This window comes from Amycolatopsis marina (genome assembly GCF_900111885.1).
In the GTDB taxonomy this organism is placed as follows: Bacteria; Actinomycetota; Actinomycetes; order Mycobacteriales; family Pseudonocardiaceae; genus Amycolatopsis; species Amycolatopsis marina.
Genome location: NZ_FOKG01000003.1, coordinates 296,665 through 311,426, shown reverse-complemented (window position 1 = coordinate 311,426; position 14,762 = coordinate 296,665). Strand labels below are relative to the sequence as shown.

Sequence of the window (14,762 nt, the reverse complement as noted above, 5' to 3'; positions counted from 1 at the left end):
GAGGTGGGAGCGTCTGCAAGTACACCTAAGCAAGATCCAGATGTACGTCAACCGCTACCAACTGCTGCCAGGTCGGTAGCGGTTAGCGACGAAGTTGATCTTGCATGGTGGTACTTGCAGGCGCTCCAAGCCCTGTGGGTCAGAACCAGCGTTCGAGGACCTGGGCGACGCCGTCCTCCGAGTTCGGGGCGGTGATCTCGTCGGCTGCTTCGAGCACCGCCGGGTGCGCGTTGGCCATCGCCACTCCGTGCCCGGCCCATCGGAGCATGGCCAGGTCGTTCGGCATGTCACCGAAGGCGATCGTCTGCTCCGCCGACACCGAGAACTTGCCGGCGACCTCGGCGAGCCCGGCCGCCTTCGTGATCCCCGGCGCGGAGATCTCGATCAGGCCCGATCCCGTGGAGAAGGTGATGTCGACCGCGTCCCGCAGCACTGTGCGAGCCGCGTCGGCCATCTCGTCCGACGTCATACCCCGCGCGCTGACCAGGAGTTTCACCGCGGTGTGGCCGAGGACCTCGGCCCTCGGGGCCGTTGTTCCCTCGGCGTCGCCCCACGGGTTGTGATAGTTCGGCTCGATCACGAAGGGCCGAAGGTCCTTGTCGAGTGCGCTCCTGCCCGCGCGCTCGGCGGCCAGTCTGCAGCCGGGCAAAGCGTCCTCGAGTGCGTCCGCGATGTCGTGCAGGACCACTGGCGCCAGCCCGTGCACGCTCACGACCCGGTCGGTGCCGATTTCGTAGAGCACCGCCCCGTTCGCGCACACCGCGTAGCCATCGAGCCGTGCGGGGCCTGCCACCGGCGCGATCCATCTCGGGGGCCGCCCGGTGACCAGGATGAAGGGCACACCCTCCTCGGCCACCTGATGCACGACGGCGGCGGTACGCGGACTCAGTCGTTCCGCGGGGTTGAGCAGCGTTCCGTCCACGTCCGAAGCGATCAGCAGGGGTCTGTCCACGCCTCCATCATTCCTGATCGTTCACGGCGCGGACGCTTTCGTGGGGAGAGTCTCCGGCGGCAAGCAATGGGCGGTTCGGCGGCTTGGTTCGACCACCGAGCGAGCTGTCGGGGGGAACCACTACGTTGACCGGGTGCGTGTTGGCATCGTGATCCTCCCCGAAGACCGCTGGTGGGCAGCAGAACCCAAGTGGCGAGCCGCGGACGAGTATGGCTTCGACCACGCCTGGACCTACGACCACCTGGGCTGGAGATCGCTGGTCGACGGCCCCTGGTTCGACGCCGTACCGACGCTGACCGCCGCCGCGGGAGTGACCTCGCGCATTCGGCTCGGTACGTTCGTGGCCTCACCGAACTTCCGGCATCCGGTTCCGTTCATGCGCGAGCTCAACACGCTGGACGACATCTCCGACGGCCGGATCACCCTGGGCATCGGCGCCGGGACCGCCGCCTTCGACGCGCAGGTGCTCGGCTATCCCGAGCTGACCACCCGGCAGCGCGCCGACCGGTTCACCGAGTTCGTCGAGTCCTTGGACGGGCTGCTCACCACCGACAAGTTCGACTACACCGGCACCTACTTCACGGCGGTCGGGGCACGGAACCTGCCCGGCCCCGTGCAGCGGCCGCGAATCCCGTTCCTAGTCGCGGCGAACGCCCCGCGCACCATGCGCCTCGCCGCCCGTTTCGGCGCGGGCTGGGTCACCACCGGCAGGCCGGCCGACACCCAGCAGGAGTGGTGGAAGAGCGTCGCAGAGAAGTCGGCGGCCTTCGACCGGGCGCTGGAGGAGACGGGCAGAGCCGAGGCGAACGTCCCGGTGCACCGCTACCTGAGTCTCGACGCCGCTCCGGTCTACTCCCTCTCCAGCGTGCAGGCCTTCACCGACGCCGCCGGCTTGGCAGAGGAGCTGGGCTTCACTGACGTCGTCGTCCACTGGCCGCGCAGCAGTGGTCCCTACGAGGGGCATGAGTCGGTGCTGGAGAACGTCGTGGACACCGTGCTGCCCGACCTTCAGGGTCGCCCGAAAGAGTGATAACTGGTCAGATCGGAAACCAAATAGCCGACCGGCGCGTCCATGCATTCATGGGGCGGTAAGGCACCCCCGGGGGGTGCTGGGGGACCGATGGTCCCCGTGTGGCCGACAGGGGCAGGCCGGCCACACGGGGGCCGCAATTCATTGAGCGAGCGTGTCAGTCACTTCGTGAGCGCGTAGATCACGGCGTCGGGGTTGCTGAAGACACGCTCGAGGAACGGCAGGCCATCGAGGTCTCGCAGTCCCGGCGCCCTGGGGATGTCCGGCGTGATCGACCCGGAACCCAGCAGCACGTGCCGCACGCCGAGCCGTTCGACGGCCGCCCTGACCTCGGGGTTCGATGCGTACTCCCGGAAGTGGTTCGCCAGCAACCTGGCGTCCGGCGGCGCTGATCCCGGGTTGTAGTGGCCCGCGACCGCCTGTACGCCGGAGATGGCGTACAGCCACACCGTGCCGTCCTTGCGGTCGTTGAGCACCCGCTCACCAGGATCGGCCAGCCGGCCCATCTCCAGCATCGCCGCCACCTCGAACGCCGAGACCGGCGGCTCGGTCTCCTCGGTTTCCGGACCGTTGTGATAGGCGTAGGCGACCGCTGTGGCATTCGCGTTCGTGTAGAACCCGCCGGTCACGGTGGCCAGCGAACAGACGATCACGACCGCGCTCGCCAGCCCGATCCGCCCGGGAACCCGGGGGCGTACCTGCACCCAGGCAAGTCCGGAGAAGGCCTTTGCCAGCCATCGCTGCAGCTCGGCGAGGCCATGTCCGGCCAACAGGCACAGCGGAATCGCGGCGAGCGCCATCAACCGGTACCGATCACTCCACCACGGCTGGGAGATGGTGATCACCCACGGCAACGAGCTGTAGCTCGCCACCAGGACGAACAGTGCGGAGAAGCCCACTCCCGCGGCGGCGATCCAGCGCATCGAGCCGAGCGTGCGAATGCCGAGAATGCCCGTGACCAGCAACACCGTCAGCCACATCTGTGGTTCGTCCAGGATCTGCTGGAAGGTGGCGACCTGCTTCAGTGCCTCGCCGACGGGTATCACGGTGACCCATGGCTGTACCGAGCTGCCCCCACTGGACTTGAAGGCCATCGCACCGATGACGTGCGGGGCGCTGACGATGAACCCGACCACTCCCGCGGCGGCCAGGTACAGCAGATCCCGGCCGACCTTGCCCTCGCGGCGCAGCCAGCGCTGGACCAGCATCGGAGCGGTGAAAAGGATCGCGCCGAACAGTGCGCTGGAGTGTGCCGCGAGCAGTCCCGCGGCGGTGAGCCCGAGCACCATTCCGGTGTCCAGGTCGGGGCGTTTGAGGAACCGTTGCGCCGCCACGACGCCCACCGGCGTGAGCACGAGTCCGAGGGCGAACGGCAGCAGGCCGCTGGACACCGACTCGTACGCCCCGGTGGTCGCCGAGCCCGCCACGATCGCGGCGCTGCCCGCGAACACGGCCCGTCCGCCGAACTGGCGGACCACCGCGACCAGGGACAGGGCGAAGATGCCCGCGATCGGCACAGTGATCGAGTTGAGCACCGTCGGGATGCTTGCGCCGGTCAGCGTGTAGACCAGCGAACCGACCAGGTGATATGCGTTCGGGTAGAACGCCCCGTCCGGGTAGAAGTTGACCGTTGCCATGCCGTACAGGCCGCCGTCGCCCGTCTCGGCGATGTAGCGGACGCCGTTCGCGTGGAAGACGGTGTCCCAGCGCTGGAACACCGCCGTGGTGCCGCCCGCGGCGGACAACACAGCGACGATGGAGACCGCGGTCGCGGCCAGCACGCAGGCGGCCACCGCGGTGTGTGCGCGGCCGCTCCAATACGTGGGCGGCTCCGCGGGGTCGCCGGGAGCCGCGGGATCAGTGCCGGCCGCTACCGGCTCCCGCCGCCTGCGGCGTCGCAGCGTCAGCAGCCGTGCGCCCGCAGCGAGCCCGGTCAGCAGCAGCACGCTGGATGCGGCCGTGGCCACTGTGAACGGCAGTCCGGCAGTCGCCAGCCAGGGACCGGTCACGCCGATTGCCATGTACGTCAGCGACGGGGCCAGCCCGGCCAGCGCCCACCCGCGCAGCCCCGCGGCGGCACCGATGAGGATGCCCGGAACCACCAGCACGATCAGGTAGGTACCGATCGTGCCGGCGTAGGTCCAGAACATGTCCGGTGTCGCCACTAATCTCTGCTTTTCCTGCTCGTAGGTACCTCGGAGTTGAAGGTCGGTGCGGTGGTCGTCCTCGCGCGCCGGTAGCCTGTGCGCCCGTGAGCGCGCACACGAACCCCACAGAGGTTACTGAAGGCAATTTTGCCGGTTACGACCTGATCGTAGTCGGTTCGGGTTTCTACGGTTTGACCGTGGCCGAACGGGCCGCCACTCAGTTGGGTAAGCGAGTGCTGGTCCTCGAACGACGCGGCCACCTCGGTGGCAACGCGTACTCGGAGGCGGAGCCGGAAACCGGCATCGAGGTGCACCGCTACGGCGCGCACCTGTTCCACACCTCTAACAAGCGGGTCTGGGACTACGTCACCCAGTTCACCGAGTTCACGGACTACCAGCACCGGGTGTTCGCCAAGTACCAGGGACAGGTCTACACGTTCCCGATGAACCTGGCGCTGATCAACCAGTTCTTCGGAAAGTCGCACACTCCGGACGAGGCGCGCGCGCTGATCGCCGAACAGTCCAGCGAGATCGACACAAAGGACGCGCAGAACCTGGAGGAAAAGGCGATCTCGCTGATCGGCCGCCCGCTCTACGAGGCGTTCGTCCGCGGCTACACCGCCAAGCAGTGGCAGACCGACCCGAAGGAACTCTCGGCGTCGATCATCACCAGGCTGCCGGTGCGCTACAACTTCAACAACCGGTACTTCAACGACACCTACGAAGGCCTCCCGGTCGACGGCTACACGGCGTGGCTGGAGCGGATGGCGGACCACGAGAACATCGACGTGCGCCTCAACGTCGACTACTTCGACGTGCGCGCGCAGATCCCCGCGGGCACCCCGACGGTCTACACCGGACCGCTCGACCGGTACTTCGACTACCGCGAAGGCCGCCTCGGCTGGCGCACGCTGGACTTCGAGCAGGAGGTCGTGCCGACCGGTGACTTCCAGGGCACCTCGGTGATGAACTACAACGACCAGGAAGTTCCGTACACCCGGATCCACGAGTTCCGCCACTTCCACCCCGAGCGGGACTACCCGGCGGACAAGACGGTCGTGGTGCGGGAGTACTCGCGGTTCGCCAAGGAAGACGACGAGCCGTACTACCCGATCAACACGCCGGACGACCGGGAGAAGCTGGAGCGCTACCGGGAGCTGGCGAACACCGAGGCCAAGGAGCGCAACGTCCTCTTCGGTGGCAGGCTGGGTACCTACAAGTACCTGGACATGCACATGGCCATCGGCTCCGCGCTGACCGCTTTCGACAACAAGATCGCGCCGCACCTCAGCGACGGAGCGCCCCTGGACGGAAGTCTGGACGCCTGATGCTGAAGCCGAGCAAGCCGTCACCCGAGGTCGCGGTACTCGCCGCGGTCCAGCGCGCGATCGCCCGGCCCGCGACCGTGCGGGCCGCACGGGGTCTCTCCCACTTCGGCGAGCACAGTGCCGGCTGGTTCGCACTGGGTCTGCTCGGCGCGGCGGTGGACCGGCCGCGCCGGAGGGACTGGCTGACCGGGGCGGTGAGTGTCGTGGGCGCACATGCCGCGTCCATCGCGGTGAAACGGGTGGTGCGCAGGCGCCGCCCGGAGCACCCGTCCGTCGAGGTGCTGGTGGACACCCCGAGCAGGCTGAGCTTTCCGTCCTCGCACGCCACCTCCACCACCGCCGCCGCGGTGGTGTACTCCGGGCTGACCGGGCGTAACCTCGTGCCTGCCCTCGTGCCGCCGATGCTGGCCTCGCGCCTGGTGCTTGGTGTGCACTACCCGACCGATGTACTGGCCGGTGCCGCTCTCGGCGCCGGAATCGGGGCCGCCGTCCGGAAAAGGCTGAAGAAGTAGCTTATGAGTGAGACGACCGAGCACATCGACGTCACCGAACCCCGGCGAGGCGGCCCCATGGGGGTCGCACTGGGCGTGCTGCGGACGGCGAGACCCCGTCAGTGGGTCAAGAACGTGCTGGTCTTCGCCGCTCCCTTCACCGCGGGCCTGATCGGCGAAGGCAGTGTGCTGCTCGACGCCGTGATCGCGTTCGTCGCGTTCTCGCTGGTCGCGTCCTCGGTCTACCTGATCAACGATGCGATCGACGTCGAGGCCGACCGGGCACACCCCACCAAGCGCAACCGGCCGATCGCGGCCGGTCTGGTGCCGGTCCCGGTGGCGTACGTCGCGGCAGCGGTGTTCTTCCTCGGCGGGATGGGCGTCGGTCTGCTCGCCAATCCCAAGCTGCTGATCGTGCTCGGCGTGTACGAGGCCGTGCAGCTCGGCTACTGCTTCGGGCTGAAGCACCAACCGGTGATCGACCTCGCGATCGTCGGCTCCGGCTTCCTGATGCGTTCGATCGCGGGCGGTGTCGCCGCCGAGATCGCGTTGTCGCAGTGGTTCCTGCTGGTCACCGCGTTCGGCTCGCTCTTCATGGTGGCGGGCAAGCGCTATGCGGAGATCATGCTGTTCGAGCGCACAGGGGCCAAGATCCGGTCCTCGCTGAAGAAGTACTCGGGCAGCTACCTGCGGTTCGTCTGGGCGACGTCCGCGGCGATCCTGATCATGTCGTACTGCCTGTGGGCCTTCGAGTTGCAGCAGCGCGCCGCCGATTCGGTGTGGGCGGTCGTGTCGATGGTGCCGTTCGTGGTCGCGGTGCTGCGCTACGCCGTGGACGTCGACGGCGGCAACGCGGGCGAGCCGGAGGAGATCGCCCTGCGGGACCGGGTGCTGCAGATCCTCGGTGCGTCCTGGGTGGTCACGCTCTTCATCTCGTTCTACCTGTAGCGATGCCGGGGGAGGCCGAACCCGGACTCGGACAGGTCTCCCCCTGGTAACAGGAATATCACGGACGCGACGTACAGTGTCCCTCGATGTCCTGGACCCCGCATACCGCGCCGAACCGCGGTGCCGAGGCCGCGGGCCCGGCGAGCAGCCAGGTCCGCGGGGTGAGCGACCGTCGGCTCGCCGCGGTTGTGGGCCTCGTGTCGGCGCTGGTGTTCGTCGTGCTCCAGCCGCACCTGATCGACGACACCTACATCACGCTGTCGTACGCCAAGAACCTCGCGCTGCACGGGCACTGGGGACTGATCACCGAGGGCACCTCGAACACGGCGACATCGCCACTGAACGTCCTCGCGCTGGCCGCGCTCACCGTGGTGCTGCGCGACGCGGAGGTCGCCGTCGGCCTGCTGTTCGTGCTCACCCAGGTGCTGCTGGTGCTCGGGTTGCGACGGATCGGCGACCGGCAGGGCCTGCCGTCGTGGTTCGCGCCGGTGACCATGGCCGTACTCACGCTGAACCCGCTGCTCATCTCGTCGGTGGGGCTCGAGATCGGCCTGGGAGCCGCGGCGCTGGTATGGCTGATGGTGTTCGCCGCGGAACGCCGGCCGCTCGCGGTGGGCGTGGTCGCCGGACTGGTCGCGCTGATCCGGCTGGACCTGCTGGTGCTGGTCGCCGTGGTGGTGCTGGCCAGAAGGGACGCGTTCGCCGGTCTGGCGCGGACGCTGGCCGGGTTCGTCGGCGTCGCCCTGCCCTGGTTCCTGTTCAGTTGGCTGGCGCTCGGTTCGGCGGTGCCGGACACGCTGGTGATCAAGACGCTGCAGCGGTCCTGGGGCGCGTGGAGCTTCACCAACGGCGCCGGGCTGTACTGGGAGCACTTCCCGCTGGAGACCGTGCTGTCGTTCCTGCCGTTGGCGCTCGTCACGGTGGCGGGGCCGGTCTGGCTGGTGCGCCTGCTGCGCGGCTCGGTGGCCGACCGCAGGCTGGTGCCGTTCGCCGCACTGGCGGTGGGCGGGGCACTGCACTTCCTCGCCTACGTGTGGCTGGATGTGCCGCCCTATCACTGGTACTACGGTCCGAGCATCATCGCCGCCACCGTGTTCCTGCTCGCGTGGGGCGCACGCCTGCGTGCACGTGCCGGTCTTGCTGCCGGGCTGGCACTCGCCACCGTCAGCGCGCTCGCTTATGCCTCGCCGGGGTTGCCGAGGGACTTCTCTCCGATCACCAGCAATCACGCGACTTCCGAGCGCTATCGCGACATCGGCCAGGACATCGCCACGATCGCCCAGGGCAGGACCGTGCACAGTGCGGGTGAGATCGGTGCGCTGGCGTATTCCTGTGACTGTGCGATCGTCGATCTCTTCTCCGACAGGGGCGCTGTCGCTCCCGCGATCGAGGAGAGTGAGCGACGTAGTGGCACTGTGGGCAGGGCGTTGACAGAGGTGAACTTCCGGTTCTTCGACCGGAGTCAGCGACCGATGGCCCCGGAGCTGGTGCTCGAGGTGACGGCGGGTGTCCCGCCCGCGAAGGCTCTCGCAACCTGGACGATCCACTCACCGTGGGCGGGAACGCAGCAGCTGTACCTGGTCGGTGCCGCCGACGCGAGGCCGCCCAAACCCATGTGGTGACCTCGGCTCAGCACCATCTACTCGCACTTTCCCGGGAAAGTGCGAGGCGCACCTGGGCGGACGCTGCGTAAAGCCGCACTTTCCCGGGAAAGTGCGATTACTGCGAGTGCACGTGCGCGCACTTTCGCGGGAAAGTGCGCGCCAGGCTCCGGTCAGATGGGCAGCTTCCGGAAGATCGGCCGGGGCACATGGCGCAGTGCCGACATGACGAGCCGGAACGGCGCCGGTGCCCAGACGAGTTCCTTGCCCTTCCGGGTCGCGTCCACGGCGATCTCGGCCACCTGCTCGGCGGTCTGCTCCAGTGGCGCCTTGCCCATGCCCTCGGTCATCTTCGTCTTCACCTGGCCCGGCCGGACGACGGTGACCCGCACGCCGTGCGGACGCAACGCCTCGCCGAGGCCGAGGAAGAAGCCGTCGAACCCGGCCTTGGTGGAGCCGTAAAGGAAGTTGGACCGGCGCACCCGTTCACCGGCCACGGAGGAAAGTGCCACCACACGCCCGTGGCCCTGTCGCTTGAGCCGGTCGGCGAGCGCGACGCCGACCGACACCGCGGCCGTGTAGTTCACCGTGGCGAGTTCCACTGCCTTGCCGTGGTCCTGCCAGACCTCCTCGGCATCACCGAGGAGTCCGAACGCGACGACCGAGACGTCGACGTCGCCGTCCGCGAAGGCTTTCTCGATCACCGCGGGGTGCGAGGCCGTGTCCTTGGCGTCGAATTCCACCGTGGACACGGAGGCGCCCGCGGCGCGCAGCCGGTCGGCCGCCGCATCCAACCGGGCGGAGGGCCGGGCCGCCAGCACGATCCGGAGCGGGCCCTCGGCGAGGTACTTCTCCGCGATCGCGAGCGCGATGTCGGAGGTGCCGCCGAGCAGCAGCAGCGACTGGGGATTTCCTACGGCGTCGATCACAGTGTCTGTCCTCAAGATCGGGTGGTGCACAGGTGTGGGCCGGTTGCGCCGGATGCGCGTGAAGCGCTCACAGCTCCAACCTTCTCGACATGTCCGAAGCGAACACACCCCCCGGGTCGACGGCGTGGCGGATCTTGCGCCACTCGTCCAGCCGCGGATACATCCGGTGGAAGGTGGCCGCGCTCGTCCGGGAGTCCTTGGCCGTGTAGAGCCGCCCACCCACCGACAGCACGTCCTCGTCCAGCTTGTTGCAGAATTCGCCGAGGCCGTCCTTGATCGGGAAGTCCAGGCAGATCATCAGGCCGGGATGCGGGAAGGACAGCGGCGCCCGGTTGCCCTCGCCCATCCGCTTGATCACGTTGAGGAACGACACGTGGCCCGACTCAGCGACCTTCCGCACGATTCGGCGCAGCTCCTCGTAGGCGTTCGGCGGGATGCTGAACTGGTACTGCAGGAAGCCCTTCGACCCGTACGCGCGGTTCCACTCGCCGAACATGTCCAGTGGGTGATAGAACGCCGTGAGGTTCTGGATCAGCCCGCGAGCCCGCTTCGGCGTCTTGCGGTAGTACAGCTCGCCGATGGCGCCGAACGTCAGCTTGTTCGCCAGGCCGTTCGGGAAGACGTCCGGCAGGGTGGCCAGTTGGGGGGCGTCGAACTTGAGCGGGTCGGCCCGCAGTTTCGGCGGCAGGTCCTCGAGTTTCGCCAGCGAACCGCGGCCGAAGGCGGCACGTCCCAGCTTCGGGCCGGTGGAAATCGAGTCGAACCACGCCGAGGAGTATGTGTACGCCTCGTCCGAGCCGTCGCTGAGCAGCTCGATCGTCTCGTCGAGGTTCGCTGTGCGGTCGGCGTCGGCGAGGAAGTAGGCCGTTTCCGTTCGCGTCATCCTGACGGTCGCCCGCAGGATGATCCCGGTCAGCCCGCAACCGGCGACCGTGGCCCAGAAGAGGTCCGCGTCGGGGCCTTCGGGGGTCAGGGTGCGCACGGAGCCGTCGGCCGTGAGCAGTTCCATCGACACGACGTGATTGCCGAAGCTGCCTGCGGAATGGTGGTTCTTGCCATGGATGTCATTGCTGATCGCGCCGCCGATCGTGACCTGCCGGGTGCCCGGCAGGACCGGGACCCACAGTCCGTGCGGGAGCGCTGCCCGCATCAGCTCGTCCAGGCTGACTCCGGCGTCGAGGTCGACGAGAGCGCTGTCCGGGTCGATCGAGTGGATGCGGTTCAGCGCCGTCATGTCGATCACGAGGCCGCCCGCGTTCTGGGCCGGGTCGCCATAGGATCTGCCGAGTCCGCGTGCGATCACGCCGCGTTCGCCTGCCTGGGTCACCGCCTTCGCGATCAGCTCGATGTCCGGTGTGCTCAGCACGTCGGCCACGGTCGGCGCGGTGCGTGCCCACCCGGTCAGTGCCCGGCGTTCGCTCGGAAGGGGAGTCGCTGCGCTCACCCGAACCAGGGTAGCTGCCTCCCGGAACGTGACCTGATGGTGACCACTTCTACACTCTGTCTTTGTCCATGACCATCGGTTCGGCATGGGCCGTACTCAACGAACCCGATCGATGAGGCTGACAGTGGTGACGACCGATCCGCAGGCAGATGTGACAGTGGGACGTCCGGCGTCTCCGGGACTGGTCGGCCAGCTCCTCAGATTCGGGCTCATCGGCGGCTTCTGCGCACTGCTGGACTTCGGTACCTACCGTGGCCTGCTCGCGCTCGGGATGATCGACGCGCCGTGGGTCGATTTGGCCAGGGCGATCAGTTTCGTCGTGGGGACGACGACCGCCTTTTTCCTTAACCGCAAGTTCACCTTCGCAGGTGGTCAGCGAAAAGGTGCGGGTCAAGTTGGGGGTTTCGTACTTCTGTACGCCGTGACGTTCTTCGTCGCGGTCGGAATGAACCGGTGGATGCTGTTGCTGATACCCGCCTCGGCCTGGGAGACCACGCTGGCCTGGGTCATCTCGCAGGCGACCGCGACCACCATCAATTTCGTCATGTTGAAGTGGGTCGTCTTCCGCGAGCCGCGTTCATAACTCCCAATTGCGCGGCGTGTACCTTGGCAGCCGCGAGCAGGTATCTCTTTGGAGGATCAGAGTCTCATGCCCGGAAAAGCAGCACCGGCCACCGGTTCGGCGACCCCCCGGAAGTCGGCTACCAATGGTTCTGTCGGGGATGTGAGTCCTGCTGGCGCCGACCAAACGGCGTTCGCCGAGCGGTTGCCCCAGGGCAGGCTGATCGCGCAGCGGGGGCTGTACTCGGGTCCGTCCGATGTGGTCAGCAGGGACCTCTACGCCGAGGTGCTCCGGGGCGTGGCCACCCGCAAGCGCGCGAGTGTGACCCTGGAGCCGGCCGCGAAGGTGTCCGGTAACACCTACTTCGGCAGGTTCCCGGCCAGCTACTGGCAGCGGTGGACCACCGCCGGCGCGGTCACGGTGGAGGCCGTGGTCAGCGGCTCGGGGCGGCTCAGTGTCGGCGCCTCCGACATCGAGGGTGACCCGCGGGTGGTCGCGGTGAACCCGGTCGAGGGAGCCGAGCAGGCGACCGTGACGCTCGAGGCCAAGCTCGACAAGTTCTACGACGGCGGCGCGCTCTGGCTGGACCTGGAAACGGAGGGCGACCGCCTGACCGTCGAGAGTGTCCGCTGGACGGTCGAGCCGCCGCAGCGGATCCGCCCGACCGCGGTGACGATCTGCACGATGAACCGGGCGGACGACTGCCTGAGCAACCTCAAGGCACTCGCCGGGGACATCTCCTCGCTGGAGACGCTGGACGCCATCTACGTGGCGGACCAGGGCACCGACACGGTGGACTCGCGGGACGGCTTCGCGGAGGTCGCCGCCCAGCTCGGCGACATGCTGCACTACATCAAGCAGCCGAACCTCGGTGGCGCCGGCGGTTTCACCCGCGGGCTCTACGAGGTCGCGGGGCACACCGAGACCGAGCACGCGAACGTGCTGTTCATGGATGACGACGTGCTGCTCGAGCCGGATCTGGTCATCCGGTTGACGGCGTTCTCCAACCGCGCCGTCGACCCGATCATCGTCGGCGGGCAGATGCTCAACCTGCTGCACCCGAACCAGCTGCACGTCGGTGCGGAGTACGCCCGGCTCAACACGCTGGAGCCCGGCCAGCCGGTGGAGCACAGCCTGACCACGGCCGACCTGCTCGGGGTGGACGAGGAGACCGGCAAGCCGAACCGTCAGGAGCGCAGGCTCGACGCCGGATACAACGGCTGGTGGTCCTGCCTCATCCCGTACGAGGTGGTCAAGGAGATCGGCTACCCGATGCCGTTCTTCTTCCAGTGGGACGACGCCGAGTACAGCTACCGGGCCCGTGCGCACGGCATCCCGACGGTCACCCTGCCCGGCGCCGGTGTCTGGCACGCGGACTTCCACTGGAAGGACTGGGACGAGTGGCACCGCTACTTCAACCTGCGTAACTCGATCATCACCGCGGCGCTGCACAGCCCCTTCGACCTGAACCTGGTCTCCCGGGTGCTCTTCGCCCAGATCGTGCGGTACCTGCTGGGCATGCAGTACGGACTCACCGCGACCCTGATCAAGGCGGTCGAGGACTTCCTCGAGGGCCCGGAAATCCTGCGCGACGGTGGCGTAGCGGCGATGAAGGAGATCCGCGAGATCCGGTCCCGGTACCCGGAGACGAAGCGGTACCCGGCCACTGACGTACCCGGGATCGCCTCCAACGACATCGGCATCATCAACACCGCGCCCCGGCCCAGTCTGCAGCGGGTGGTGCTGCTCAAGCGCATCCTGGACCGGGCGCTCGGCAAGCACCGGCACTCCCTCGGGGCGATCCCCAGCGACGAGGCCCACTGGTGGCACGTGTCGCTGTTCGAGACCGCGGTGGTCACCGACGCCTCGCAGGAGGGCGTCCGGGTGCGCAAGTACGACCGGCAGCGCATGTTCGAACTGGCCAAGCACGGCGTCCGGACGATGCAGCGGTTGCGTAAGGAAGGCCGCGCCGTGCAGGAGCAGTACCGGCGCGCCACGCCCGAGCTCACCAGCCGGGAGAACTGGACCCGGCTCTACGAACTCTGAGTCGCCGCGCAGGGGGCACTTTCCCGGGAAAGTGCCCCCTGCGCCGTGTGGCCTGCGAGGTCGCCCCCGCGACATCTCAGTGGAGCCCGAAGACCTTGCCGGTGCGCTGCAGGTCGTCGATGTAGGCGACGGCCACGTTGGCGAAGTTGATCGCCACGGACGCGCCGTCCTTCGTCCGCACGGCCCGGACCGCGCCTTTCACCAGCAGATTGCGCAGGTCCTGCTCCAAATCGTGGTAGTCGTCGGGCGGTAGCGCGAACGTCAGGGTGTCGCCTCCCGCCGCCAGGTGCAGGACAAGTGCGGGACGTTCAGGGCGTTTCTCGTCGGCCATGATCCTCAGCACAGCAGCAGCGCGCGGGCCGGACAAGGCGGTTCGCTGTCGGCTGAGCAGGTCATGCCCCTCGTGGGGGTCCCGGGGAACTGCCTGCGGACCTGTGCCGGGGTCCGCTACCGTTCATCTGCGAGCTCACGATCCCAGGGGGAGCAGGTAATGACGCACTCGTTCTCGCTGTCACTGGCGGCGGTGGACATGCTTCTGGAGCACGGCAAACTCGGCCGTGCGCCCTTTCCGTTCCAGATTCCGCACATCGGGACCACTCACACGCAGCGTGCGCAGGTGCGCGAAGCAGTGTTCCGCGACCTCGAGACGCGGGGTCTGATGCAGGCGGGCCGGGTGGACGCGGATGTCGAACTCGCGCTGCGAACGTTCGTCAACTCGCCAGTGGCGATCACCGCTGTCGCGAAGATGGACAAGGGCAAACGGCTGTTCGCCAGGGCGGCCACGGACCGCCAGTTCGGCGTGGTGGCGCGGCAGGACGAGAACCTGATGGTCTTCGAGGAGGCGAGGCCGACCGGCCTGGTGCCCGCGATCGTCGATCTGCTCCCGCTCACCCCGGCCGCGGCGGGCCAGTCGGTCACGGTCGCGCGTCCCGCGCCGCGGAAACAACGCTCCCGGCATGCGGCGGACGACGGCGGCTACGACCCGTTCGCGGGAGTCGCGGCTCCGCGGTCGCAGTCGAGCACGCAGTTGCGGGCGGTGGAGCGGATCTTCGAGAAGCCGAAGCTGCGGATCGGGCAGATCGCCGCGTTCGTCCAGGGCCAGGACGGCAAGGAGGCCGGGCTGGGGCCGATGGCCTGGTTCGACACCGAGGACGGCCGGTACTTCACCACCATGAACGATGCCACCGACGGCCAGGAGTGGATCACCTACGCTCCCGCCGACAACGCCCGTATCGCCCAGCACCTGTACTCCCAGCTCGAGGGTCACCTCTGAGCGGAACCACC

Annotated in this window: 13 protein-coding genes; 8 read left to right on the top strand and 5 right to left on the bottom strand. The window is 68.0% G+C overall.

The features are described 5' to 3' along the window. Positions 1-139: 139 nt before the first annotated feature. Positions 140-952 carry a Cof-type HAD-IIB family hydrolase gene (locus BM199_RS07790; protein WP_091671498.1) on the bottom strand — a complete coding sequence of 271 codons (813 nt, stop codon included), beginning with the start codon at positions 950-952 and terminating at the stop codon, positions 140-142. A 133-nt stretch (positions 953-1,085) separates the two neighbouring features. Between BM199_RS07790 and BM199_RS07785 the strand changes: the two genes are divergently transcribed. After that, the gene (locus tag BM199_RS07785) at positions 1,086-1,982 is read left to right on the top strand and encodes an LLM class flavin-dependent oxidoreductase (protein WP_091671495.1); all 897 of its coding nucleotides are present in this window, start codon (positions 1,086-1,088) and stop codon (positions 1,980-1,982) included. Between the two features lie 161 nt (positions 1,983-2,143). Here BM199_RS07785 and BM199_RS07780 read toward each other — a convergent pair whose 3' ends face one another. Beyond that, positions 2,144-4,147, bottom strand: coding sequence for a DUF6541 family protein (locus tag BM199_RS07780; RefSeq protein WP_091671491.1), 2,004 nt, complete (start codon positions 4,145-4,147; stop codon positions 2,144-2,146). An 86-nt stretch (positions 4,148-4,233) separates the two neighbouring features. On the opposite strand from BM199_RS07780, the gene glf reads away from it, so the two are divergent. From glf to BM199_RS07760, 4 genes are all read left to right on the top strand, one after another. Further along, positions 4,234-5,457 carry a UDP-galactopyranose mutase gene (gene glf, locus BM199_RS07775; protein ID WP_091671489.1) on the top strand — a complete coding sequence of 408 codons (1,224 nt, stop codon included), beginning with the start codon at positions 4,234-4,236 and terminating at the stop codon, positions 5,455-5,457. Beyond that, positions 5,457-5,969 (top strand): phosphatase PAP2 family protein, encoded by a 513-nt coding sequence (locus tag BM199_RS07770; protein WP_091671486.1) that lies wholly within the window; start codon positions 5,457-5,459, stop codon positions 5,967-5,969. The genes glf and BM199_RS07770 overlap by 1 nt, the downstream gene beginning before the upstream one ends. Positions 5,970-5,972: 3 nt before the next feature. Next, a complete protein-coding gene (locus BM199_RS07765) occupies positions 5,973-6,896 on the top strand; it encodes a decaprenyl-phosphate phosphoribosyltransferase (protein WP_091671483.1) in 924 nt (307 codons plus the stop codon). A gap of 86 nt (positions 6,897-6,982) precedes the next feature. Then, positions 6,983-8,518 carry a hypothetical protein gene (locus tag BM199_RS07760; RefSeq protein WP_177242513.1) on the top strand — a complete coding sequence of 512 codons (1,536 nt, stop codon included), beginning with the start codon at positions 6,983-6,985 and terminating at the stop codon, positions 8,516-8,518. A gap of 152 nt (positions 8,519-8,670) precedes the next feature. Here the strand turns inward: BM199_RS07760 and dprE2 are convergent, their stop codons facing one another. Next, positions 8,671-9,426: a decaprenylphospho-beta-D-erythro-pentofuranosid-2-ulose 2-reductase gene (gene dprE2, locus BM199_RS07755; RefSeq protein ID WP_091671481.1), complete on the bottom strand. Its 756-nt coding sequence runs from the start codon at positions 9,424-9,426 to the stop codon at positions 8,671-8,673. Positions 9,427-9,493: 67 nt separating this feature from the next. Beyond that, positions 9,494-10,870 carry a decaprenylphosphoryl-beta-D-ribose oxidase gene (dprE1, locus tag BM199_RS07750; protein WP_245788215.1) on the bottom strand — a complete coding sequence of 459 codons (1,377 nt, stop codon included), beginning with the start codon at positions 10,868-10,870 and terminating at the stop codon, positions 9,494-9,496. 124 nt (positions 10,871-10,994) lie between these two features. Here dprE1 and BM199_RS07745 point away from each other — a divergent pair, with 124 nt between their 5' ends. Then, positions 10,995-11,453: a GtrA family protein gene (locus BM199_RS07745; protein WP_091671647.1), complete on the top strand. Its 459-nt coding sequence runs from the start codon at positions 10,995-10,997 to the stop codon at positions 11,451-11,453. A 66-nt stretch (positions 11,454-11,519) separates the two neighbouring features. Next, positions 11,520-13,478, top strand: a complete 1,959-nt coding sequence (locus BM199_RS07740) for a glycosyltransferase (RefSeq protein ID WP_091671477.1) — start codon at positions 11,520-11,522, stop codon at positions 13,476-13,478. Positions 13,479-13,554: 76 nt separating this feature from the next. On the opposite strand, the gene BM199_RS07735 is transcribed toward BM199_RS07740, so the two are convergent. Further along, a complete protein-coding gene (locus tag BM199_RS07735; RefSeq protein WP_091671476.1) occupies positions 13,555-13,809 on the bottom strand; it encodes a hypothetical protein in 255 nt (84 codons plus the stop codon). Between the two features lie 159 nt (positions 13,810-13,968). Between BM199_RS07735 and BM199_RS07730 the strand changes: the two genes are divergently transcribed. Further along, positions 13,969-14,751 carry an ESX secretion-associated protein EspG gene (locus BM199_RS07730; protein WP_091671474.1) on the top strand — a complete coding sequence of 261 codons (783 nt, stop codon included), beginning with the start codon at positions 13,969-13,971 and terminating at the stop codon, positions 14,749-14,751. Positions 14,752-14,762 lie beyond the last annotated feature (11 nt).

Bases quoted from the DNA above. Each gene is read 5' to 3' on its own strand.
- BM199_RS07770 (WP_091671486.1), top strand. From the start codon at position 5,457: ATGCTGAAGCCGAGCAAGCCGTCACCCGAGGTCGCGGTACTCGCCGCG.
- BM199_RS07765 (WP_091671483.1), top strand. From the start codon at position 5,973: ATGAGTGAGACGACCGAGCACATCGACGTCACCGAACCCCGGCGAGGC.
- BM199_RS07760 (WP_177242513.1), top strand. From the start codon at position 6,983: ATGTCCTGGACCCCGCATACCGCGCCGAACCGCGGTGCCGAGGCCGCG.
- BM199_RS07740 (WP_091671477.1), top strand. From the start codon at position 11,520: ATGCCCGGAAAAGCAGCACCGGCCACCGGTTCGGCGACCCCCCGGAAG.
- BM199_RS07735 (WP_091671476.1), bottom strand. From the start codon at position 13,809: ATGGCCGACGAGAAACGCCCTGAACGTCCCGCACTTGTCCTGCACCTG.
- BM199_RS07730 (WP_091671474.1), top strand. From the start codon at position 13,969: ATGACGCACTCGTTCTCGCTGTCACTGGCGGCGGTGGACATGCTTCTG.